This is a genomic window from Arthrobacter sp. M2012083 (genome assembly GCF_000281065.1).
In the GTDB taxonomy this organism is placed as follows: domain Bacteria; phylum Actinomycetota; class Actinomycetes; order Actinomycetales; family Micrococcaceae; genus Arthrobacter.
Window position 1 is genome coordinate 85,945 of sequence record NZ_AKKK01000013.1, and the last position, 20,423, is coordinate 106,367.

A 20,423-nucleotide genomic window follows, 5' to 3' on the forward strand; every position below is an offset into this window, starting at 1 on the left:
TCACGGTTCCTCCCCTGTTCCACCGTCGTCAGGCGCAGGCTTCACGCCGGCAGATGGAGTCGGCTGCGGAGTGTCTCCGGAATCCTGGCCCAGTACCAGCATTTGCCCTTCGCTTGCCGCCCCGGGGAATCCTATGTCCGCAGGCTCCAGCTGAAGCGGAGACTTCACAATGGTGCCTCCTTGCCGCAGCGGAAGCGTCAATCGGAAGTTGGAACCGGCACCCTTTCGGCCCCAAGCCTGAAGCCAGCCGTTATGAAGCTTGGTGTCCTCGGCTGCGATGGAAAGGCCCAAGCCACTTCCTCCGGTGGTCCTGGCGCGTGCAGGATCTGCCCGCCAGAAGCGGTCGAAGACTCTGGCAGCCTCAGCTTGGGTCATTCCGATGCCGTGGTCCCTTACTGACACCGCAACAGCTTCATGGTTAGCCGCGACAGAGATATGGACAGGCTTGCCCTCGCCGTGTTCGAGTGCATTGAGCAGCAAGTTGCGGAGAATGCGGTCGATCCTGCGGGAGTCCATCTCCACGATGATGCTCTTCTGCCGGGCGTTCAGCCGGACCTCCGAACCATACTCCGCGGCCACCGGTGCCGCACCTTCCATAACGTGCGAGATCACCTGGAAAATGTCTTGTGGTTCTGCATCCAGCACGGCGGCGCCAGCGTCGAATCGTGAAATTTCCAGCAGGTCCGAAAGCAGCGACTGAAAGCGCTCAACCTGGTGGTACAGCAACTCCGCCGATCTCTTGTTCATGGGATCGAAATCGTCCCGCGCGTCGAACAGGACTTCGGCCGCCATGCGCACCGTGGTGAGCGGGGTACGCAGTTCGTGGGACACATCAGAGACAAAGCGTTGTTGCATCTGAGACAACGTGGCCAATTGGGTGATCTGTTCCTGCAGGCTTGCAGCCATGTGGTTGAAGGAAGCGCCCAGTCTGGCGACTTCGTCTTCTCCCTTAACAACCATTCGTTCTTGTAGTTGGCCGGCAGCAAGCTTTTCCGATACGACGGCGGCATGGCTGACCGGACTGACGACGTTACGGGTCACGTACCAGGCAATGGCACCAATCATAAGGACGAGAGCCGCACCGCCTGCCCACAGGACGTTCTGGATCTCGTCCAGCGTTTGTTGGGCAGTATTGAGGTCGTAGATCAGGTATAGCTCGTAAGCAGTTCCGTTGAAGGTGACCATGTTTCCCACGGCGATACCGGGCCTGTCCTCGTTCCCAACCGGGAACTGCGTGGAGGCCCAAAACTGCTGCTTGCCGCCACTTTGAACAGCCTTACGCAGCTCCGGGGGAATGACCCGAACCGTCAGCTGGTCCGAAGCGCGCGATTCGACCCAGCGGTTACGTGGTTTGGTTTGCTCCGGTGCAGCTTCGAAGACATATCTGCGCTGGATGACAGAGCCCCGGCCTTCCACGGCTGTCAAGGTGTCATAGACCAAGGTGATGACGCTTGACTGGTCGGTGACTTGGGCGCCGTCGAACGTGTCCTGGACTTGCTTGACGTTAAAGCGCGACTCGGATTCCGCTTGTGCCAGCCTCTCCTGGAAGAGGTTGTTGGCGATTTGGTTGGACAAGTATGCGCCCACAATCGCGAACGACGTCACAGCGAGCAGCAATGTGGTCAGGACTGTGCGGAACTCCAACGACCGCCGCCAGCGCCTCAACAAGGAACGCCAAACGAAACGCAGCCCTGGTCTTATTTGCCGCACGCCAATGGCGACGAGTCGCGAAACTCGAAGGACCAGGATCAATCCGCGCCGTGTCCAGATCCGCGCCCGGGACAGAAGCCACGAAAGGTCCCTGGCCTCCCGGGCGGGTTGCTCAGGGGACGCATCGGGTTGCTCAGGGGACGCGTCAGGATGTTCAGGGGACACCGACTGTGCCGGGGCCACCTGTTGGACACCGGCCGGATCGGGAGCTTGAGGAGCCAGTCCCTCGCCGGTCTTGCCGACCGGGGACTCAGGAACCTGCTTTATATCCGACACCACGCACCGTCAAAACGACCTCGGGCGCTTCCGGATCACGTTCGATCTTTGAGCGCAGGCGCTGGACGTGGACATTGACCAGTCGCGTGTCAGCGGCATGGCGATATCCCCACACCTGCTCGAGGAGCAATTCGCGGGTGAATACCTGCCACGGCTTGCGCGCCAGCGCAACCAGGAGATCGAACTCCAGGGGCGTCAGGGAGATCCGCTCTCCGCCACGGGTCACCAAGTGACCTGCGACGTCGATGGTCACGTCTGCGATACGCAGGGTTTCGGGGGCCTTCTGATCGCCCGGCCGCAACCGGGCCCGGACGCGCGCTACAAGTTCAGCGGGCTTGAAGGGCTTGGGCACATAATCATCGGCGCCGGACTCAAGGCCGCGAACGACATCTGAAGTATCGGACTTGGCGGTCAGCATGACGATGGGGACGTCCGACTCGCCACGGATCTGCCGGCAGACCTCGATGCCATCGGAGCCGGGCAACATCAGGTCCAGCAGCACCAGGTCCGGCTTTGAGGACCGGAAGACCTCCAAAGCTTGGCCGCCGTCTGCGCAGAACACCGGCTCGAAGCCATCGTTGCGCAGGACGATTCCAATCATCTCTGCGAGTGCTTCGTCGTCGTCAACTACCAGAATGCGTGCCTTCATACTTATATATTCCCTTATCACCAAGTCTTTGTCCCGTTGGGCACGGCGCACGGCATGGCGCCCCCAAGGCACTTCCACCGTACTGCACCTGCTGTTACCGCGCCCCCGGTGGCAGCATGGGCTGCAGGCTATGAGGGACGACGGCGGGACTATAGGCTGGGTGCGAAGGTCCGTGTGGGGGACGTCGGGAGTCGGCGGGCCGGATCTTATGGGGAGGGAATCGTGTCACAACCAGAGCACGGCCAGAATCCGCCGCCGGGCGGTCAACCCGCTGGGGGAAACCAACCACAGTGGGGAAACCAACCACAGTGGGGAAACCAACCACAGTGGGGAAACCAACCACAGTGGGGAAACCAGCCGCAGTGGGGAGGCCCTCCAGGATGGGCGCCACCGCAGAGCAGCGGGCAGAACCATCCAAGCCAGGCTGCTCCGGGATGGCCTCCGGGGCCACCGTATGGGCAGCCCCTCTATGTCGCTCCCCCAAAGCCAGGAGTCATTCCCCTGCGTCCGTTGCAGTTCGGCGAGATACTTGATGGCTCCTTTCAGACGATCCGCCGCAATGCTGCCTCGATGTTTGGCTCCGCGCTGATCGTTCAAGCCATCGGAGCAGTCTTCATCGGCCTCGTCACCGTTGGGATGCTCCAACTGTCGACTTCCCTGGAATCTGTCAGTTCAGAAGCAGAGCTGGCCGATGCGATGGGCCCGTTCCTCGCTTTTATGGCCGGCACCCTGGGCGTTTCCGTGCTGGTCGGTTTCCTGGGTTCTGTCCTCCAAGGAGTCCTGGTTGTCCCGGTCTCCCGCTCGGTTCTCAACCGCCGGACAGGCTTCAAGCAAATGTGGAAGCTTGCGGGCCCGAGAATCCTGCCGCTCCTCGGCGTTGCCGCGCTGCTGACGCTGGGCGGCCTGCTCGCAGCTGCCGCAGTAATCGGGGTCGCGATCTTGTTGTTCACTGCTTTGGGACCTGGTGCCCTGCTCATTGTCCTGCCACTGGGGCTGGGTTTCTTTGTGGCCTTCGTTTGGATCGGCCTGAAGTTGATGCTGGCTCCTGCAGCGATCGTGGTGGAGCAGACCGGCGTTTTCCAAGGATTGCTCCGATCCTGGCGATTGACCAAGAACAATTGGTGGCGAATCTTCGGCATCACCCTGGTGGTGGCCATCATGGTGGGAATCATCGCCCAGATTGTGCAAATTCCCGTGTCCTTGGCCTCCGCGGCCATTGGTGGAGTAGTTGCTCCCCACCCTGATCCCGACTCGATGACCTCCACGTTGATTTTGACCACTGTGATCTCCACAGCGATTGGGGCGTTGGTGGGGTCCGTGACTTTTGCCTTTCAAGCGTCCGTTTCCAGCTTGATCTATATGGATCTTCGGATGCGTCGCGATGGCCTGGATGTTGAACTGATGCGGATCATGGAAACAGGTGCCGATCCTGACGGGATTCCCGGCGGTCCATCCACCTTGACCCGAAACACCACTTGGCCACCTGATGGCGGGCAGTTTCCGTCTGCTCCCCATGGGCAGCGGCCTCCCGCATGAGGGTCCCCGCGATAGATATTGCACCGTTGGCTTTCATGGAACCGCCGGTGGAACCAGACCGTGACGAAGCACGGCGTTGGGCTGTCGAGGAGCTATCGAATCCCCGATATCCGGATGCAAGGCCCGGCTGGCTGGACCAGTTATGGCGCGATTTCCTTGACTGGTTGGCGTCGTTGGAAGGTGACGGACCGGGGACCGGACCCAATCTTGCTGTCCCGTTGATTGTGGTTTTGGCTTTAGCCCTCATCATTGGCGCCATCGTGGTCATCAAGCCCAGGCTCAACGCCCGGAGAACAAAAGAACCCGGCGATCTCTATGGAGAAGACCAGAGCGTCGACGCCGAGGGCTACCGGAGGAGGGCGGCGACTGCAGCCGACGGCGGCAACTGGCCAGCCGCCGTCGTCGATCAGTTTCGCGCGCTTGTCCGATCGGCCGAAGAACGGGACATCATTGATGCTCGAGCGGGCAGGACGGCAGACGAAGCAGCCAGTCAACTGGGCCAGGTTTTCGCTTCGACCCAAGTCAGGCTGCTCGCCGCTGCCGGTGTTTTCGACGCCGTGCGGTACGGCGAACAGGCCGCAACACGCACGGACTATGAGTCCGTCCGCCAACTGGATGCTGATCTTCTTGAGCTTAAGCCCGACTTCACAGGACAAGCCCACCCCGGATTTGCGGTACCACGATGACCACTACCTTGGAAGGTACCACCCTGAATACCGGCAATGCCGCTTCCGACGGACGTTCCGTGGGTCAACGTTTCAGGGCATGGTTCCGGAAACACCTGATATGGATTGCCCTCGGCGGCCTGCTTGCCGGCTTGGTCACTTTCCTGGCCATCGACAGCGTCTCCGGCGCAACGGATTCCCGACGGCTCTCGGCACGGAATCCAGCACCGGACGGGGCCATGGCCGCAGCCGAAATCCTCGCACGCCACGGCGTGGCCGTCACCCCGACAGATACGTTCGAGGACACTTTGGATGCGCTGTCAGCCAAGGATGAAGCAACGGTCCTCCTCTTTGACGCACAGGGCTTTCTTGACCGGTCCCACTTGGAAGAAATCACTGCAGCAGCCGATCGGGTTGTGGTGGTTACTCCACGGCTGAGGACACTCAACGGCCTGGATCAGGGGATCCGGCCCGGCGGTGTGGTTCCAGAAGCAACGCAGGTCATCGAACCCGCCTGTGAACAGGAAGACGCAAGGGTAGCGGGCAGGGTGTCCGCACACGGTTCCATCTTTTCAGGGCCGGTGGTTTGCTATCCCACCCGCGAGGACGGACCCGGCTTGTATGCGGCATCAGCCGATGGGCGGGTCATCGTCCTGGGCAGCAGGGAACTTCTGGACAATCAACACCTCGCCTTGGAGGGCAATGCTGCCCTCGCCCTGCGTACCTTGGGGAACAACGCGGACCTCGTGTGGTACATCCCGGGCGTCGGCGATATCTCCGCCTCAAATTCAAACCCCACACTGAATGAGCTTGCGCCGCGATGGCTGGCCTTCGCTGGCCCGTGGCTGGGCTTGGTAGCCTTGTTGGCCATCGCTTGGCGGGGCAGGCGCATGGCCCCTCTCGTATTCGAGCCGCTGCCCGTGGTGGTCAAGGCCGTTGAAACAGCGGAAGGCCGGGCACGCCTTTACCAGGATTCGCGGGCTGTGGGGCGGGCAGCCGACAACTTGAGGGCAGGCTCCCTGTCACGTTTGGCGCGGCACTTCAACCTCGGCGCCGACACCACCCCCGAGGCAATAGTCGACGCAACAGCCCGCCATGCGGCGCAATCGGCCCAGGAAGTCCGATTCGTCTTGATCGACTTCATGCCGGAAAGCGAAGGACAACTGGTGCAGTGGGCACAACAGATCGAACGAATCGAACAGGAGGCGACCGCCCGATGAGCAGCCAGCCAAACAGCTATACGGACAGCAACAACCACTTCGCAGGAGGTACGACGCCTCGCCCGGATGGACTGCAGCCCGATACATCGCAACAGGACGTTAGCCTGCAACACGGTAGCCCGCGGGACGTTACCCACCAGGGTGCGCCCCAGGATACCGGGCACGCAGACAACGGACAGCGCCGGTCCGGTGAGGATCCGGCGCGGCAGTCACTGCTGAATGTCAGGGCAGAGGTGGGCAAGGCCGTGGTCGGTCAGGACCCTACCGTAACGGGTATGCTGATCGCCCTGCTTTGCGGCGGGCATGTTCTGCTGGAAGGTGTACCCGGCGTAGCCAAGACCCTCTTGGTCAGGGCGTTATCCACCGCGCTGAGCCTGGACACAAAACGCGTCCAGTTCACCCCTGACCTCATGCCCGGCGACGTCACGGGGTCACTGGTTTATGACTCCCATACGTCTGAGTTCACTTTCCGCGAGGGCCCGGTTTTCACCAACATCATGCTGGCCGATGAGATCAACCGGACTCCGCCCAAAACCCAGGCCTCGCTCCTGGAAGCGATGGAGGAACGCCAGGTTTCGGTGGATGGGGTGTCCCGTCCCCTTCCGAGCCCGTTCATTGTGGCGGCAACCCAGAACCCGGTGGAGTACGAAGGCACCTATCCCTTGCCGGAGGCACAACTGGACCGGTTCCTCCTCAAGCTGACCATGCCACTACCTGGACGGGCAGAGGAGATCGAAGTCATCCGCCGCCACGCCAGCGGCTTTGATCCCCGGAACCTGTCTGCAGCCGGCGTACGGCCTGTAGCGGGCGCCGTCGAGCTTTCCAATGCCCAAGCTGCTGTCGCGCAAGTGGCCGTAGCTCCGGAAATCCTCGCGTACATTGTTGACGTGGTGCGCGCCACGCGGTCTGCTCCTTCTTTCCAACTCGGCGTTTCTCCCCGTGGAGCCACCGCACTGCTCAACACTTCCAAAGCATGGGCATGGTTGTCCGGAAGGTCCTTCGTGACTCCGGACGATGTCAAGGCTTTGTCGTTGCCGTGCCTGAGGCACAGGGTGGGTCTGCGTCCGGAGGCTCAAATGGACGGCATCCAAGTGGACGATGTCCTGGGCAGTATCCTGGCGTCCGTCCCGGTGCCGCGGTGATCTCCCGACCACCGTCGGCCGAAGGGGTTTGAGTGGCGATTACTGGTCGTTTCGTGTTGCTGGCCCTTCTGGGTTTGGCGCCCTTGGTGCTTTTTCCCGCGTGGAGCACCGTCCTGTTCGTGGCCTTGGGACTGCTGCTCTTGCTGGTTATGGATCTTGTCTTGGCAGCCTCGCCCGCGAAGCTTGCCTTGGAACGCATGCAACCTGGAAACGTGACGCTCGAGGGCAAGGTGGACTCCGTTGTCATTGTCACCAATGGCACGCAGCGCAAACTGCGTGCCGAGGTAAAAGACTCGTGGCAGCCGTCCGCCGGCGCAGTGAACCCTTCACAGTCCTTGGTAGTTCCGTCCGGCGAGCGTCGCCGCCTGACTGTGACCTTGATTCCCCGGCGTCGCGGCGACCTCAAGAGCCCCCACGTGACCATCCGCTCGTTCGGCCCCATGGGTTTGGCCGCAAGGCAGCGGACCCGCGGCCTACCTGGCCAGCTGCGGGTCCTCCCCCCGTTCCATTCAAAGCGTCATCTTCCTTCCAAACTTCGGAAGCTCAGGGAGCTGGATGGCCGGGCCGCCGTACAGATCCGTGGGGCCGGCACCGAATTCGACTCACTGCGCGACTACGTCCGCGGCGACGATGTCCGGTCCATCGACTGGCGAGCCACCGCGCGACGGACTTCGGTGGTGGTACGGACGTGGCGCCCGGAACGCGACCGGCGTGTGGTCATCGTGCTTGATACTTCACGCACAGCCGCCGCCCGGATCGAGGATGAACCCCGGCTCGATACGGGAATTGAGGCGGCGCTGCTGCTCGCAGTGCTGGCCGAGCGCGGAGGCGATCGCGTGGACTTCCTCGCCTATGATCGGCGACTTCGCGCACGCGTTGAATCGGCCACAAAAGGCAATCTGCTGGGTCAACTCGTCCAAGCCATGGCCCCCTTGGAAGCTGAACTGATCGAACTCGATTGGCAGCAGGTTCCGGCGCAGGTACGGGCCGTGTCGGCGCACCGTTCCATGGTGGTTCTCCTCACGGCGCTCGACGGCGGTGCCCCCGAAGAAGGACTCCTCCCCACCGTGGCGCAATTGTCGCGCCAACACGTTGTGGTGGTGGCCTCGGTTCGGGATCCCCTGCTCTCTGCCATGAAAGAAGAAAGAACCACGGCCAGCCAGGTTTTCCGAGCAGCCGCCGCCGAACGTGCACTGCTGGAGCGTTCCGCGGTGACCGCCCAACTACGGCAACTTGGAGCCGAAGTGGTGGATGCCGAACCCCACGATGTTCCTCCCCTGCTCGCTGACGCCTACATCCGGCTCAAAGCAGCCGGAAGGCTTTAGGTCCAGGGTCAATGTCAGGTACAAGGAAGGACCGCAATGAATACCCCCATCTACCAGCTGGCACTCGGTGACGAGTTCGGCCGGCTCACCCCGGAGCTCCAGGAGTATTTTTCGTTGGCTGCCGGCTCCGGATCGTATGGAATCGGCGAAGGAGTTTTTGACGTTGTGGGGTGCCGGCAAAAGTGGTTGCGGCCACTACTCGCACTGACAGGGAGCGAGGAGGCTTTCTTTCCTGAATACGGTGAGGGCATTCCGTTCCGGATCGAAAACCACGCCCACCTGGATCCTTTCGGACGACCGGCCCTGACGGCCCGCAGGGAGATCTATTTCCCCTCGGGTACCAGGCTGTTCCACGATACGACGAGCGCCGTCATGAATGGCTCCGACCATCGAAATGCCCATTTGGTGGACCACGTGGGGCGTTACCGCCGATTGGTCACCGACCTGGATGTCAGCGTTACCTCGGAGGGCCGCCTCCGTGGCGTGTCCAACGCAAGCAGGCTGTTCCTCGGCCCTTTGCGAATACCGTTGCCGAACGCACTTGATGCGCGTGCCTACGCGGAGCAGTGGTGGGACAGCGCGGAGCGCAAGCACCGCATCCAAGTCAAAGTCATCCAGCCCCAGATCGGCTTGGTCCTTGTATATGCAGGACGCTTCGACTATCGCTTGGCACCTTATCTGCCAGGAGCTGCCCCCGGCACCTCCCTCCCCCGCTACGCGGAACCAGACCGCTGGGAAGAGAGAATCTGACGCTTTCGCGGTCAGCCCTGAGCCAGCTGGTCCAGTCCGTCAGCCACTTGGGTCAGTCTGGTGAGCACGTCCTTGGCCGTTGAAGGCTTGAAGGCCGCCAGCCCCGTAGAGGGAGTGACACGGAGTCCCGACAGGCCTGAGGCGGGAAGCCCGAGCTGCCGCCAGGGCTTCCAGATGCTTTCGACAACCTCGGCGGTGCGCGGCAGTTGCGCCTGTGGCTCGCTGGTGGACAGTGCACCGGCCCACACGCGTTTTCCGTCCTCGACCACTACAGCCAGCTGCTCCCATTGGCGTGTCGTCAGGGCTTTCAGGGGCACCGCGACGCCGTCGGCTCCCGCTGCGAGGATTCGCTCGATGGGAGCTTCGATTTCCGGTACTGAGACCACGGTCTCGACGACGCCCGCGGTCTTGAGGGCTTCGATCACCACTCGCCACGCGCCCGTCACTTCGTCCCCGGAGATGGACCGCAACGTTCGGTAGCCACTCGCCGTCGGGATCGTGCCGGCCATGATCGAGGCAATGTCCGGCTCGTCAATCTGAACCACCAAACGGGCACCCGGGACAGCCGTGGCGATGCGGTTGAGGTGTCCCGCGACGCCGGCGGCCAAGGATTCCGCTATATCCCTTCGAGCGCCATAATCGAGAAGTGCCCGCTCGCCATTGTGCAGGTAAAGATTGGCAGCAAGACTCATGGGGCCCAACAGCTGAATTTTCAACTCAGTTGCAGCGACATCCTCGGCACCAGCGATGTCGGCCAGAATATTGATGTCAGTAGAGAGAGCCGAGCGGGCCCGCTGGGCATCCTTCCCGGGCTTGTCCACCAAGCGCCAGCCGTGCGGTTGGACGTCGATTGCCAGGTCGATCAACAAGGAGCCGGTCCTACCGACAGCATCCGAGCCCACCCCTCGATCAGGCAGTTCGGGCAGGAAAGGAAGATGCGGATCCCCTAGTTCACCCCGAATTACCCGGATTGCTTCCGCGGGGTCGTTTCCAGGCCACGGCCCCAGTGCGGTGGCGCTGGCGCGCAAATTAACCGTTTCCGCCACTGATCAAGCCTGCTGGCTGGAAATCTGGTGATCCTCGGCGATTGCCTCGTGATGGCGGATCACTTCGCTGATGATGAAGTTGAGGAATTTTTCTGCGAAGGCTGGATCAAGGTGCGCATCCTCGGCGAGCCGTCGCAAGCGGGCTATCTGGGCCGATTCGCGGCCCGGATCTCCGGCAGGAAGCTTGTGGGTGGCCTTCAGGATGCCTACCTTCTGGGTGGCCTTGAAGCGTTCCGCGAGCAGGAAGACCAGTGTTGCGTCAATGTTGTCGATGCTGGACCGAATGGACAACAGCTCATCCATGACTGCACGGTCCACTTGGCCGGCCAGGGAGCTCGCTGCCGGGTTGAAGGAATCGACGTCATCGGGAAGGGCGTTGTTCTGCTCGGTCATGCACACCAGTCTATGGTGTGGGGCGGTTCCGCCGTGGGTGTTACCTGTCGGCCAGGACGGGCACGGGCACGGGCACATCAACCATGACCACGCCGATTGCCGCATCCCTTAACGTGGAGAAGGTACGCCCGTCACAGTGAGGGGCGTACCTTCTCCACGTTGTGCGGATTCCCGCGGATGACAGCCGCCAAGCAGCTATCTAGCCGCCAAGCAGAGTGCGGTGCGCTTCCCGCCGTCGTGCTTGTTCGTCCGGGTCCGGCACCGGCAGCGAGGCTATGAGCCTCTTGGTGTAATCATGCTGCGGTGAGCCCATCACCTGGTTTCCGATCCCCTGCTCCACCAGCTGGCCTTTGTACAGCACGCCAACCCAATGGGACAACATGTCCACTACTGCGAGGTCGTGGCTGATGAATAGAGCCGCGAAGCCGTACTGCTCCTGTATGTCCTTGAACAGGTCCAGCACTTTGGCCTGCACCGAGACATCCAGGGCGGAGGTGGGTTCGTCGGCGATCAGGAGGCGGGGGTTGAGTGCCAGCGACCTCGCCAAGGATGCGCGCTGCCGCTGCCCACCGGACAGCTCGTGAGGGTAGCGCTCCGCGTACGACGCCGGCAGTTGGACTGATTCGAGCAGCTTACCTACCTTTTTCCTCGTCTCAGCGGCACCCGGCTTGGTGTGGATAAGCAGCGGCTCTGCGACGCACTCGCCGATGGTGAGGTGCGGATTGAAGGACGCCGCCGGATCCTGGAAAACGAAGCCGATCTCCTTGCGGAGCGGACGGAAAGTACGTTCCTTGAAGTCCAGCATCTCGTACCCAAGAACCTTCAGGCTGCCGCCGGTGGTTCGGGTCAGGCCCGCAATGGCCCGTCCGATGGTGGACTTTCCGGAGCCGGACTCCCCTACCAGTCCGAAAACCTCATTCTCCGACACCGTGAAGCTGACGTTGTCCACGGCCTTGAACCCGTGTCTGCCGAAACGCCCGGGGTATTCAATGGTGAGGTTCTTTGCTTCAACCAGGATTTTGCCCCCCTGGTGGAGCCGGCCACGGGCACCCTCTGATGCCGAGTTCCGTCCGAGGTGCGGCACTGCGGCCAGCAGTTTCCTGGTGTACTCCTGCCGGGGTTCAGCAAACAGGACCCGGGAAGGAGCCTCCTCCACGACGTCGCCCTGGTACATGACCACAACCCGGTCGGCCAAATCTGCGACTACTCCCATGTTGTGCGTGATGAGCACGATTGAGGTTCCATAGTTGTCCCTCAGGTCGCGCAGGAGCTGCAGGATTTCTGCCTGGACCGTGACATCCAGCGCGGTGGTGGGCTCATCCGCAACGATCAGTCCCGGGTTGAGCGCCAAGGCCGCAGCTATGACCACGCGTTGCTTCTGACCACCTGAGAACTGGTGCGGGTAGTAGTTGACCCGCGTCTCAGGATCCGGGATTCCTACTTTGCGGAGCGCCTCGGTTGCCCGGTGCTTGGCTTCCTTGGCGGAGATGCGACGGCCGTCCGCAGCGTGTGCCCGGATACCTTCGGCAATCTGCCAGCCCACGGTGAAGACCGGGTTCAGGGCTGTGGAAGGCTCTTGGAACACCATTGCGACATCCCTGCCACGGATTTTGCGAAGCGTGGATTTGCTGACGCTGATGACGTTGTTGCCGTTGATTACCACGGCACCGGAGCTGATAGCAGTTTCCGGAAGCAAGCCCAGGATGGTTTTGGCTGTCACGGTTTTGCCGGAGCCGGATTCCCCCACGATGGCCACTACTTCACCGGCTCCAACTTCCAGGCTGACGTCCTTGACAGCGTGGACGTCCCCGCCATCAGTGGCGAAGGTGACTTGGAGTCGATCGATGGTTAGTACAGGCTGCTCGGTGCTGGCGTGATCTGACATATTTCCAAGGTTGGTGGTCATGGCTTGCCTGCCTCTGCCGGGTTTGAAGGCGTTCCTGCTGTTGGTGCCGGCGTCCTGCCCGCGCGTTTGCGCCCACGGATCCGGGGGTCATTGAGGTCGTTGATGCTTTCGCCCACGAGGGTCAGTCCCAGGACGGTGAGGACTATCGCGATCCCGGGGAAGACGCCCGTCCACCAAATACCGGAGGAGGTGTCCGCCAGTGCCTTGTTGAGGTCAAACCCCCATTCAGCAGCTGATGTGGGCTCGATGCCGAAGCCAAGGAAGCCCAGGCCAGCGAGCGTCAGGATCGCCTCGGAAGCGTTCAAGGTAAACATGAGCGGCAGGGTCCTGGTGGCGTTCTTGAAGATGTGCCTCCCAATGATGCGCATGCTGGAAGCCCCCAGTACCTTGGCCGACTCTACGAACGGCTCGGCCTTGAGACGAATGGTCTCTGCCCGGATGACCCGGAAGTACTGCGGGACAAAGACCACCGTTATGGAGAAAGCACAAGAGAAGATGCCGCCCCAGAAACTGGATTGTCCCCGGCTGATCACGATGGAAATGACGATTGCCAGGAGCAGGGTGGGAAACGCATAGATGGCATCCGCTATTACCACCAGAATCCTGTCCAGCCACCCTCCGAAATAACCACTGAGCAGACCAAGGGCGACGCCGAGGAACAGGGACATCGCCACAGACACTACGATGACCGTCACCGCTGTTTGGGAACCCCAGATCACCCGTGAAAGGACATCGTAGCCGCCGACAGTCGTTCCCAGCAGGTGCTTGGAGTTCGGAGCTTCCTGGGTTGGGAACGAACCGTATGCATCGCTGAGTTGGGAGTAGCCATAGGGGGCAAGGAGAGGCGCGAAGATGCTCGTAAGGATGAAGAGTCCACTGAGGACAACGCCCACAATAAGCATGCCTCGCTGAAGTCCTACGCTTTTCTTCAGGTGGCTTATCACGGGCAGCCTTGAGAACAAGGGCTGCTTGGGCCGGGTCACTTGGGAAGTGCTCATGTTCAGTACCTCACTCGAGGGTCGATGAGCGCGGCAATGATATCCACCACGAAGTTCGTGACGGCCACAATGATGGCCAGCAACACAACGATTCCTTGGACGGCCACAAAGTCGCGCGCGTTCAGGTACTGCACCAGCTGATACCCCAGGCCCTTCCACTCGAACGTTGTTTCGGTGAGAATGGCGCCGCCCAGCATCAGGGCAATTTGCAGGCCCATGACTGTAATGATGGGAATCAGTGCCGGCTTGTAGGCGTGCTTGGTCACCAGGCGGAATTCACTGACACCGCGGGAACGCCCGGCCTCGACGTAATCCTTTCCCAGCGTGCCGATGACGTTGGTGCGCACCAGTCGCAGGAAGACGCCGGCGGTCAACAATCCGAGGGCTACTGCGGGGAGCACCGCGTGGGCAACGATGTCTCCCAGAGCTGCGAAGTTGCCGCTGCGTATTGCGTCCAGCCAGTAAATTCCTGACGGTGCAGCCAGGCCGCTCATGGTCAGTTCCGTCCGGGTAGAGGCCCGACCGGCCACGGGGAACCACCCAAGCCACACGGAAAACGTGAGTTTGAGGAGGAGCCCGGAGAAGAATACGGGCGTGGCGTAGCAGAGGATGGCGAAGAACCTCAGAAACGCGTCAGGAGTTTTGTCCCGGTGCTGCGCGGCGATGAGCCCGAACGGGATGCCGACTGCGAGCGCGACGATCAGTGCGTTGATCGACAGCTCGAGTGTGGCTGCACCGAAGGTGGCAAGTACCTCCACCACTGGCCGCCGGTCGGTGATGGTGCTGCCAAAATTGCCGGTGATGAGCTGGCCCAAGTATTCGAAGTACTGGACCAGGACGGGCCGATCGTAGCCGGCCTCTTGTATTCGCTGGGCCAGGACGTCCGGGGGAAGTCGTCCGCCTTGCGATGCCGTGATGGGGTCTCCAATGACCCGCATCAGGAAGAAGACAAGAGTTACCAATATGAAGACGGTGGGGATGATCAGGAAAAACCTGACCACGATGTATCTGCCCAGCCCTCCCCCGGCTTTGGACTTGCTCTTGGGAGCAACGATGCCGGGCTCAGCCTCGGGAACCTCAATAAGTGTTGTCATTGTTACCTGCATTTCCTGCCCGTGGATTGCGCGGGGTTGTCTCATGCGAGCCGGCCACGTGGGTGGTCAGCAAAGGAGGCGGGACACCGGATCAGTGTCCCGCCTCCCCTTCTTCACAAAGGTGCGGTTACTTGGAAATTACTCCGAGGCGGAACTTGAAGGAGGGGTCCAGCGTCTTCTCGACGCCGTTCACTCCGCTTCCCACTACCGCCACTTGGGCGCCCTGGAGCAGGGGCAGGGTGGAGATGTCCTTGGCCAGGGCATTCTGGACATCCTTGATGGCAGCCTCGCGGCTGGTCTTGTCCGCGTCCGTGAGCTGCTTGGCGATGAGCTCATTGACCTCGGGATTGTTGTAGTGGTTCTTCAGGAAGCCGCCTTCCGGGAAGAACGGCGTCAGGTAGTTATCGGAATCGCTGAAGTCCGGGAACCAGCCAAACTGGAACAACGGGTATTCGTCGGCACGGCTGGCCTTGCTGTAAGTGACCCATTCCGTGGACTGCAGGTTGACGGTGAAGAGACCGGACTTTTCCAGTTGCTCCTTGACCATTGCGTATTCATCGCCGGAAGATCCGCCGTAGTGATCCGGGTTGTACTGCAGGTTCAGTGCGACGGGTTCCGTGATGCCGGCATCGGTCAGGACCTTCTTTGCCTTGTCCAGGCTTGGCTTTCCGGCGTCGCCATAGGCGTCCTTGAACGACTCGTTGGCGCCGAGGAATCCGCTCGGAACGTTGGAGTACAGGGGCAGGTAGGTGCCCTTGTATACCTGGTCAGCGATGGCCTGGCGGTCAACGAGGTTGGCCACGGCCTGGCGAACTGCGAGCGCCTTTGCAGGGTCTGCGCCGGTTGCCTTTGTTCCGTACGGCATGGTGTCGAAGTTGAAGGTGATGTAGCGGATCTCGCCACCCGGTCCGGTGAGGACCTTGACCTTGGAGTCCTTGCGGAGGTCGTCGATATCCGTGGCGCTCAGGCTGCGGAAGGCAACGTCAATGGCGCCTTGCTGGATTTCGAGTTTCAGGTTGGTGGGGCTGGCGTAATACTTGATGGTGGCAGCATCGTTGGCGGGCTTGCCAAGAGCGCCGGCGTAGTCTGCGAAGGCCTTGAAGCTGACCAGCTCATTCTTTTTGTAGCTGTCAATCGTGTACTGGCCGTAGAACGCGTTCGCCTTGATGATCTCGTCGTCCGAAAGAATCTTGTCGGCCGGGAAGACTTCATCGTCCACGATCGGCGCGGCAGGGCTGCTGAGGATCTGGCTGAAAGTTTGGTCGTTCGCATTCTTCAATGTGAATACCACCGTGGTGGCATCGGGCGTACTCACGCTTTCGATGTTGGTCAGCAGCGAGGCTGGTCCGGCGGGATCGTTGATTGCCACCTGCCGATCGAAGGAGTGTTTGACGTCCTTGGAGTCCAAGGTGTGCCCGTTGGCCCACTTGAGCCCCGACTTGAGCTTGACGGTGTATTCCGACGGCGCCGTGAACGACGACGATTCGGCGAGGTCGGGAACGGGCTCCGCACCGCCGGGCTTGGAATTCAACAGAAATGAGTAGACCTGGTTCATCACCATAAACGAACCGTTGTCATAGGAGCCTGCGGGATCCAGCGACGTGACTTTGTCAGTAGTGCCGTAGGCGATGGGGCCTGCGGCAGCCGGGGCGGATGATGAACCGCCGCCGGAGGGACCCGTGCATGCCGTCAGGGCGAGCGCGGAAATGCCCGCCAGCGCGATAACGCCGTGCAGGGCCTTCTTGTTCAGTGCCATCTGGTGAACCTTCTGTTCGATGGATTCGGCGCGCCGCCGTGGGATATTTGTGACGGCGCACACTCTTGATTCCACGATTCAATCAGACTTCGAAGGCCACGAACCCTTCATTTTGTGATTCGAGACACAAAATTTACTTTCCAGTAGGTTTCGCCGGGAAGGTGCCGCCTCCTAGAGGACTTCCCGCTGAAGTGAGCGGGCGGCGTCGATGGTGGCCTGCCCCAGGACGCGGCTGCCCTGATAGAGAACGACGGTCTGGCCCGGGGCCACGCCCCTGAGGGGATCCGTCAACGTGACAACGAGTTGGGCACGCTCCACGCCGGATTCGTCGGAAACGGATTCCACACGGGCAATTGCCGGAACAGGATCGCCGTGCGCCCGGACCTGCGCGTGGCAGTCGAACTCAGCACCGGTGGCAACTTCGGATATGGGCAAGCCAGCCCACGAAACCTTGATACCGCGAATCTCATCGATCGCCAGCAGGGCTTCCGGCCCCACAACCACCTTGTTTTCCTTGGGACGGATTTCCAGGACGAACCGGGGCTTACCGTCGGCCGCGGGGGTGCCCAGCTTCAGGCCCCGCCGCTGCCCCACCGTGAACGCGTTGGCACCGGGATGTTCGCCAACCTTGACGCCGGTTTCGTCAACGATGTCACCGGTGGTCATGTCAATCTTCTCGGCCAACCATCCGCGGGTGTCGCCGTCGGAAATAAAGCAAATGTCGTGGCTGTCCGGCTTGTTGGCCACGGACAGTCCGCGGCGCTCGGCCTCGGCACGCACCTCAGCCTTGGAAGGGGTGTCCGCCAGCGGGAACATGGAGTGCTTGAGTTGCTCGTGGGTCAGTACACCGAGGACGTAACTCTGGTCCTTGGCCCAATCGGCGGCGCGGTGGAGTTCCCGGTTACCGTCGGCGTCTTCGATGACTTTGGCGTAGTGACCGGTGCACACGGCGTCGAAGCCCAGCGCAATGGCTTTTTCCAAAAGAGCGGCGAACTTGATCCGCTCGTTGCACCGCATGCAGGGGTTGGGCGTCCTGCCCGCAGCGTACTCATCGATGAAGTCCTGGACCACATCTTCCTTGAAACGCTCCGAGAAGTCCCACACGTAGTAGGGAATGCCCAGGACGTCGCAGGCACGCCAAGCATCGCGCGAGTCTTCGATGGTGCAGCAGCCCCGGCTTCCTGTGCGCAGGGTACCGGGCATGCGCGACAACGCAAGGTGGACTCCGACGACGTCGTGTCCGGCCTCCACGGCCCGGGCTGCGGCCACGGCGGAGTCTACTCCGCCGCTCATTGCTGCAAGTACTCGCATGCTGGCTTTCTGTGTCTGTGGATGTGGAGCAACTGATCCGGCTGGGAAGAGTCGGCGTGCCCATCCATTCTAGCCCGTGGTGCCACGCCCGCCCTAAAACCTCTTGACTGGCCCAGCCCACCCTTCTAAAGTCAAGACTATTGGTTTTAGAATCGAGCTGACATGGCAAACGAACATATCGTTATTGCGGGCGGCGGGCTGGCTGGCGCTACTGCGGCCAAAACCCTCCGGGCGGAGGGCTACGGAGGCATCGTCACCCTGGTGGCGGCCGAGCAGCGGACACCCTATATACGCCCGCCCCTGTCCAAGGAATTCCTCTTGGGTAAAGCTGACGCAGATTCTGCCCTGGTGGTACCCGAGGACTGGTACGGGGAGAATGACGTCGAGCTTCTCCTTGGCAGCCCCGTCAGCCGCATCGAACCGGCTGGACATCAGGTAACCCTGGCCGACGGCAGACGCCTTGGCTACTCCAAACTGCTTCTGGCTACAGGTGCCCGGCCTCGTACCATCCCGCTCCCGGGCGCAGACCTTGACGGAGTCATGACGTTCCGCACACTCGATGACAGCCTGCGACTTCAGTCCCTCCTTAAAGGCGGAGGACAGAGGGTGGTCATGATCGGGTCCGGATGGATCGGCATGGAACTGGCCGCGGCGGCCCGGACGTACGGCAATGACGTCACACTGCTGGGGCTGGAAGACATACCTTTGAGTGCAGCCATCGGCCCTGAACTCGGCACATACTTCCAGCGTCTCCATGAAGACCAAGGTGTCAGTTTCCGTCTCCCGGCCAGCGCCGTCGGGATTGATGGACAGAAGGGCAAGGCGACGGCAGTCCACACCGATATGGGAGAAACGCTGCCTGCCGACGTCGTAGTTGTTGCCGTTGGCGTCATACCGGATACAGGACTCGCCGAAGCGGCGGGGCTTGAAATACGCAATGGAATATTGGTGGATGCCGGGTTGAGGTCCAGCGCACCGGATGTGCTGGCCGCAGGGGACGTCGCCAACGCGCTGCACCCCTTTACCGGCGAGCACCATCGCAGCGAGCATTGGGCCAACGCGCTCAACGGCGGCAAGGTGGCGGCAAAGTCCATGCTGGACTTGGAGGCCCGCCTGGATGTGGTGCCCTACTTCTATACGGACCAGTTCAGCCTGAGCATGGAGTACTCGGGCTTTCCTTCGCTGACTTCCGGAGTCCCACCGCTGATTCGCGGGACGCTGGAAGAGGGCAGCTTCATAGCTTTCTGGTTGAGGGACGGCAACGTGGTGGCCGGAATGAGCGTCAACCAGAGCCGGGTTCAGAAACCCATCAAGGCCTTGATTTCGAACCGCACCCCGGTAGACGTAGCAAAACTCACGGATCCCGGAGTACCACTGAACGAGCTGGTGCCCGGATAGCAGAAGTTGCTACAAAGTTTCCGCCGAGGCGTGCCGCGCTTCCGTCGCAGCTGTTTGAATGCTGGATTCATGACCAGCCATTCCCGCCTGCCGGGCCCTGAGGCACGCCTCGGGAAGTGCCTTCAGGAGCGCTGCCACATCCGCTTCGGATGAACTGTGGCCCAGGGTAAATCGCTGGGCTCCGCGGGCGGTATCCTCATCCAAGCCCATGGCCAGGAGGACGTGAGACGGCCGGGGCACCCCAGCGGTACATGCCGAACCCGTTGAGGATTCAACGCCTGCCAGGTCCAGGAGAAACAGCAGTGAGTCGCCTTCACAACCGGGGAAGGTGAAGTGGGCGTTTCCCGGCAACCGACCGTCCCCGGGAGCGCCCCTCAGCACCGCGTCCGGAACCGACTCGAGTACCCCGCCGATGAGGCGGTCGCGCAACGAGCTGAGGCGTTCACGTTCACTGTCCAGGTTTGCCGTCACAGCCTCGGCGGCTGCGGCAAAGGCAGCAATTGCGGGAGTGTCCAACGTCCCGGACCGCACATCGCGCTCCTGGCCTCCACCGTGCTGCACCGGCGTCAGCTTCACAGCCCTCCCCAGAAAAAGGGCGCCGACCCCCACGGGACCACCAAGCTTGTGCCCTGAGACGGACATTGCGGAGAGCCCTGAACCACGAAAATCCACGGGGACAGAACCAAAAGCCTGGACAGCGTCGGAGTGGACCGGGATGCCATGCGGCTTCGCCAGCTCGACGACCTCCGTAACCGGCTGGATGGTGCCTACTTCATTGTTGGCCCACATCACGGTTATCAGGGCTACCGATTCGGGCTCCCGCTCGATTTCGTGCTTGATGACGTCCATCCGGACCTTCCCGTCAGCGTCCACGGGAAGCCATACAACGTGCGCGCCTTCGTGCTTTTCAAGCCATTCCACGGTGTCCATGACCGCATGATGCTCGACGGCGGAGCAAAGGATCCGTGTGCGGGCCGGGTTTTCGTCCCGCCTGGCCCAATACAGCCCCTTGACTGCCAGGTTGTCAGCTTCCGTCCCGCCTGAGGTGAAAATAACCTCCGATGGATGCGCCCCGGCAGCCGCGGCGAGCGCCTCCCGTGCATCCTCTACCGCCCGCCTCGCGCGGCGCCCCGCGCCGTGCAGCGACGAAGGATTCCCCGTCCGCGCGAGCTCGCGCGTCATGACAGCCAGCGCTGGGGCCGACAGGGGCGTGGTTGCGGCATGGTCAAGGTATACAGGCACCCTGTA

At 61.7% G+C, this 20,423-nt stretch carries 17 protein-coding genes; 7 read left to right on the plus strand and 10 right to left on the minus strand.

What is annotated here, in order from left to right; all coding sequences use genetic code 11:
* Together mtrB and mtrA are read right to left on the minus strand one after the other, a co-directional pair.
* Entirely contained in the window at positions 1 to 1,989 is a 1,989-nt protein-coding gene (gene mtrB / locus A477_RS0108225; protein ID WP_017198537.1) for an MtrAB system histidine kinase MtrB, read from the minus strand.
* A complete protein-coding gene (gene mtrA / locus A477_RS0108230) occupies positions 1,961 to 2,635 on the minus strand; it encodes an MtrAB system response regulator MtrA (protein WP_014922244.1) in 675 nt (224 codons plus the stop codon). Before mtrA ends, mtrB begins: the two co-directional genes overlap by 29 nt.
* 570 nt (positions 2,636 to 3,205) lie before the next feature.
* Between mtrA and A477_RS22205 the strand changes: the two genes are divergently transcribed.
* The 6 genes from A477_RS22205 to A477_RS0108260 are packed head-to-tail and all read left to right on the plus strand — an operon-like array spanning position 3,206 to position 9,273.
* Positions 3,206 to 4,171 carry a DUF7847 domain-containing protein gene (locus tag A477_RS22205; RefSeq protein WP_237715756.1) on the plus strand — a complete coding sequence of 322 codons (966 nt, stop codon included), beginning with the start codon at positions 3,206 to 3,208 and terminating at the stop codon, positions 4,169 to 4,171.
* Between the two features lie 47 nt (positions 4,172 to 4,218).
* Positions 4,219 to 4,857: a DUF4129 domain-containing protein gene (locus A477_RS0108240; protein WP_017198539.1), complete on the plus strand. Its 639-nt coding sequence runs from the start codon at positions 4,219 to 4,221 to the stop codon at positions 4,855 to 4,857.
* Positions 4,854 to 6,056, plus strand: a complete 1,203-nt coding sequence (locus tag A477_RS0108245; protein ID WP_017198540.1) for a DUF4350 domain-containing protein — start codon at positions 4,854 to 4,856, stop codon at positions 6,054 to 6,056. Before A477_RS0108240 ends, A477_RS0108245 begins: the two co-directional genes overlap by 4 nt.
* Positions 6,053 to 7,198, plus strand: coding sequence for an AAA family ATPase (locus A477_RS0108250; RefSeq protein ID WP_017198541.1), 1,146 nt, complete (start codon positions 6,053 to 6,055; stop codon positions 7,196 to 7,198). The genes A477_RS0108245 and A477_RS0108250 overlap by 4 nt, the downstream gene beginning before the upstream one ends.
* A 32-nt stretch (positions 7,199 to 7,230) precedes the next feature.
* The gene (locus A477_RS0108255; protein WP_017198542.1) at positions 7,231 to 8,523 is read left to right on the plus strand and encodes a DUF58 domain-containing protein; all 1,293 of its coding nucleotides are present in this window, start codon (positions 7,231 to 7,233) and stop codon (positions 8,521 to 8,523) included.
* A 36-nt stretch (positions 8,524 to 8,559) separates the two neighbouring features.
* Positions 8,560 to 9,273 (plus strand): DUF4166 domain-containing protein, encoded by a 714-nt coding sequence (locus A477_RS0108260; protein ID WP_017198543.1) that lies wholly within the window; start codon positions 8,560 to 8,562, stop codon positions 9,271 to 9,273.
* A gap of 11 nt (positions 9,274 to 9,284) precedes the next feature.
* On the opposite strand, the gene A477_RS0108265 is transcribed toward A477_RS0108260, so the two are convergent.
* The 7 genes from A477_RS0108265 to mnmA all read right to left on the minus strand — a co-directional run bounded on the left by A477_RS0108265 (position 9,285) and on the right by mnmA (position 17,777).
* Positions 9,285 to 10,319 (minus strand): uroporphyrinogen decarboxylase/cobalamine-independent methonine synthase family protein, encoded by a 1,035-nt coding sequence (locus tag A477_RS0108265; RefSeq protein ID WP_017198544.1) that lies wholly within the window; start codon positions 10,317 to 10,319, stop codon positions 9,285 to 9,287.
* A 3-nt stretch (positions 10,320 to 10,322) separates the two neighbouring features.
* Positions 10,323 to 10,712: a chorismate mutase gene (locus tag A477_RS0108270; protein ID WP_017198545.1), complete on the minus strand. Its 390-nt coding sequence runs from the start codon at positions 10,710 to 10,712 to the stop codon at positions 10,323 to 10,325.
* A 199-nt stretch (positions 10,713 to 10,911) separates the two neighbouring features.
* Positions 10,912 to 12,618, minus strand: coding sequence for an ABC transporter ATP-binding protein (locus A477_RS0108275; protein ID WP_017198546.1), 1,707 nt, complete (start codon positions 12,616 to 12,618; stop codon positions 10,912 to 10,914).
* A complete protein-coding gene (locus tag A477_RS0108280; RefSeq protein ID WP_044568559.1) occupies positions 12,615 to 13,616 on the minus strand; it encodes an ABC transporter permease in 1,002 nt (333 codons plus the stop codon). Before A477_RS0108280 ends, A477_RS0108275 begins: the two co-directional genes overlap by 4 nt.
* A 2-nt stretch (positions 13,617 to 13,618) precedes the next feature.
* Positions 13,619 to 14,710 carry an ABC transporter permease gene (locus A477_RS0108285; protein WP_017198548.1) on the minus strand — a complete coding sequence of 364 codons (1,092 nt, stop codon included), beginning with the start codon at positions 14,708 to 14,710 and terminating at the stop codon, positions 13,619 to 13,621.
* A gap of 127 nt (positions 14,711 to 14,837) precedes the next feature.
* On the minus strand, positions 14,838 to 16,466 hold the full coding sequence (locus A477_RS0108290; RefSeq protein WP_026005456.1) for an ABC transporter substrate-binding protein: 1,629 nt from the start codon (positions 16,464 to 16,466) through the stop codon (positions 14,838 to 14,840).
* 171 nt (positions 16,467 to 16,637) lie between these two features.
* A complete protein-coding gene (mnmA, locus tag A477_RS0108295) occupies positions 16,638 to 17,777 on the minus strand; it encodes a tRNA 2-thiouridine(34) synthase MnmA (RefSeq protein WP_026005457.1) in 1,140 nt (379 codons plus the stop codon).
* A gap of 162 nt (positions 17,778 to 17,939) precedes the next feature.
* Here mnmA and A477_RS0108300 point away from each other — a divergent pair, with 162 nt between their 5' ends.
* Complete coding sequence (locus A477_RS0108300) at positions 17,940 to 19,175, plus strand: NAD(P)/FAD-dependent oxidoreductase (protein WP_017198550.1); 1,236 nt, start codon at positions 17,940 to 17,942, stop codon at positions 19,173 to 19,175.
* A 9-nt stretch (positions 19,176 to 19,184) separates the two neighbouring features.
* Here the strand turns inward: A477_RS0108300 and A477_RS0108305 are convergent, their stop codons facing one another.
* The gene (locus A477_RS0108305) at positions 19,185 to 20,417 is read right to left on the minus strand and encodes a cysteine desulfurase family protein (RefSeq protein WP_017198551.1); all 1,233 of its coding nucleotides are present in this window, start codon (positions 20,415 to 20,417) and stop codon (positions 19,185 to 19,187) included.
* Positions 20,418 to 20,423: the final 6 nt, after the last annotated feature.

Excerpts from the sequence above, each read along its gene's own strand:
- A477_RS0108270 (WP_017198545.1), bottom strand. The coding sequence starts at position 10,712 with ATGACCGAGCAGAACAACGCCCTTCCCGATGACGTCGATTCCTTCAAC.
- A477_RS0108250 (WP_017198541.1), top strand. The coding sequence starts at position 6,053 with ATGAGCAGCCAGCCAAACAGCTATACGGACAGCAACAACCACTTCGCA.
- mtrA (WP_014922244.1), bottom strand. The coding sequence starts at position 2,635 with ATGAAGGCACGCATTCTGGTAGTTGACGACGACGAAGCACTCGCAGAG.
- A477_RS0108285 (WP_017198548.1), bottom strand. The coding sequence starts at position 14,710 with ATGACAACACTTATTGAGGTTCCCGAGGCTGAGCCCGGCATCGTTGCT.
- A477_RS0108280 (WP_044568559.1), bottom strand. The coding sequence starts at position 13,616 with ATGAGCACTTCCCAAGTGACCCGGCCCAAGCAGCCCTTGTTCTCAAGG.
- A477_RS0108290 (WP_026005456.1), bottom strand. The coding sequence starts at position 16,466 with ATGGCACTGAACAAGAAGGCCCTGCACGGCGTTATCGCGCTGGCGGGC.
- A477_RS0108245 (WP_017198540.1), top strand. The coding sequence starts at position 4,854 with ATGACCACTACCTTGGAAGGTACCACCCTGAATACCGGCAATGCCGCT.
- A477_RS0108275 (WP_017198546.1), bottom strand. The coding sequence starts at position 12,618 with ATGACCACCAACCTTGGAAATATGTCAGATCACGCCAGCACCGAGCAG.
- A477_RS0108300 (WP_017198550.1), top strand. The coding sequence starts at position 17,940 with ATGGCAAACGAACATATCGTTATTGCGGGCGGCGGGCTGGCTGGCGCT.
- A477_RS22205 (WP_237715756.1), top strand. The coding sequence starts at position 3,206 with ATGTTTGGCTCCGCGCTGATCGTTCAAGCCATCGGAGCAGTCTTCATC.
- A477_RS0108260 (WP_017198543.1), top strand. The coding sequence starts at position 8,560 with ATGAATACCCCCATCTACCAGCTGGCACTCGGTGACGAGTTCGGCCGG.
- mnmA (WP_026005457.1), bottom strand. The coding sequence starts at position 17,777 with ATGCGAGTACTTGCAGCAATGAGCGGCGGAGTAGACTCCGCCGTGGCC.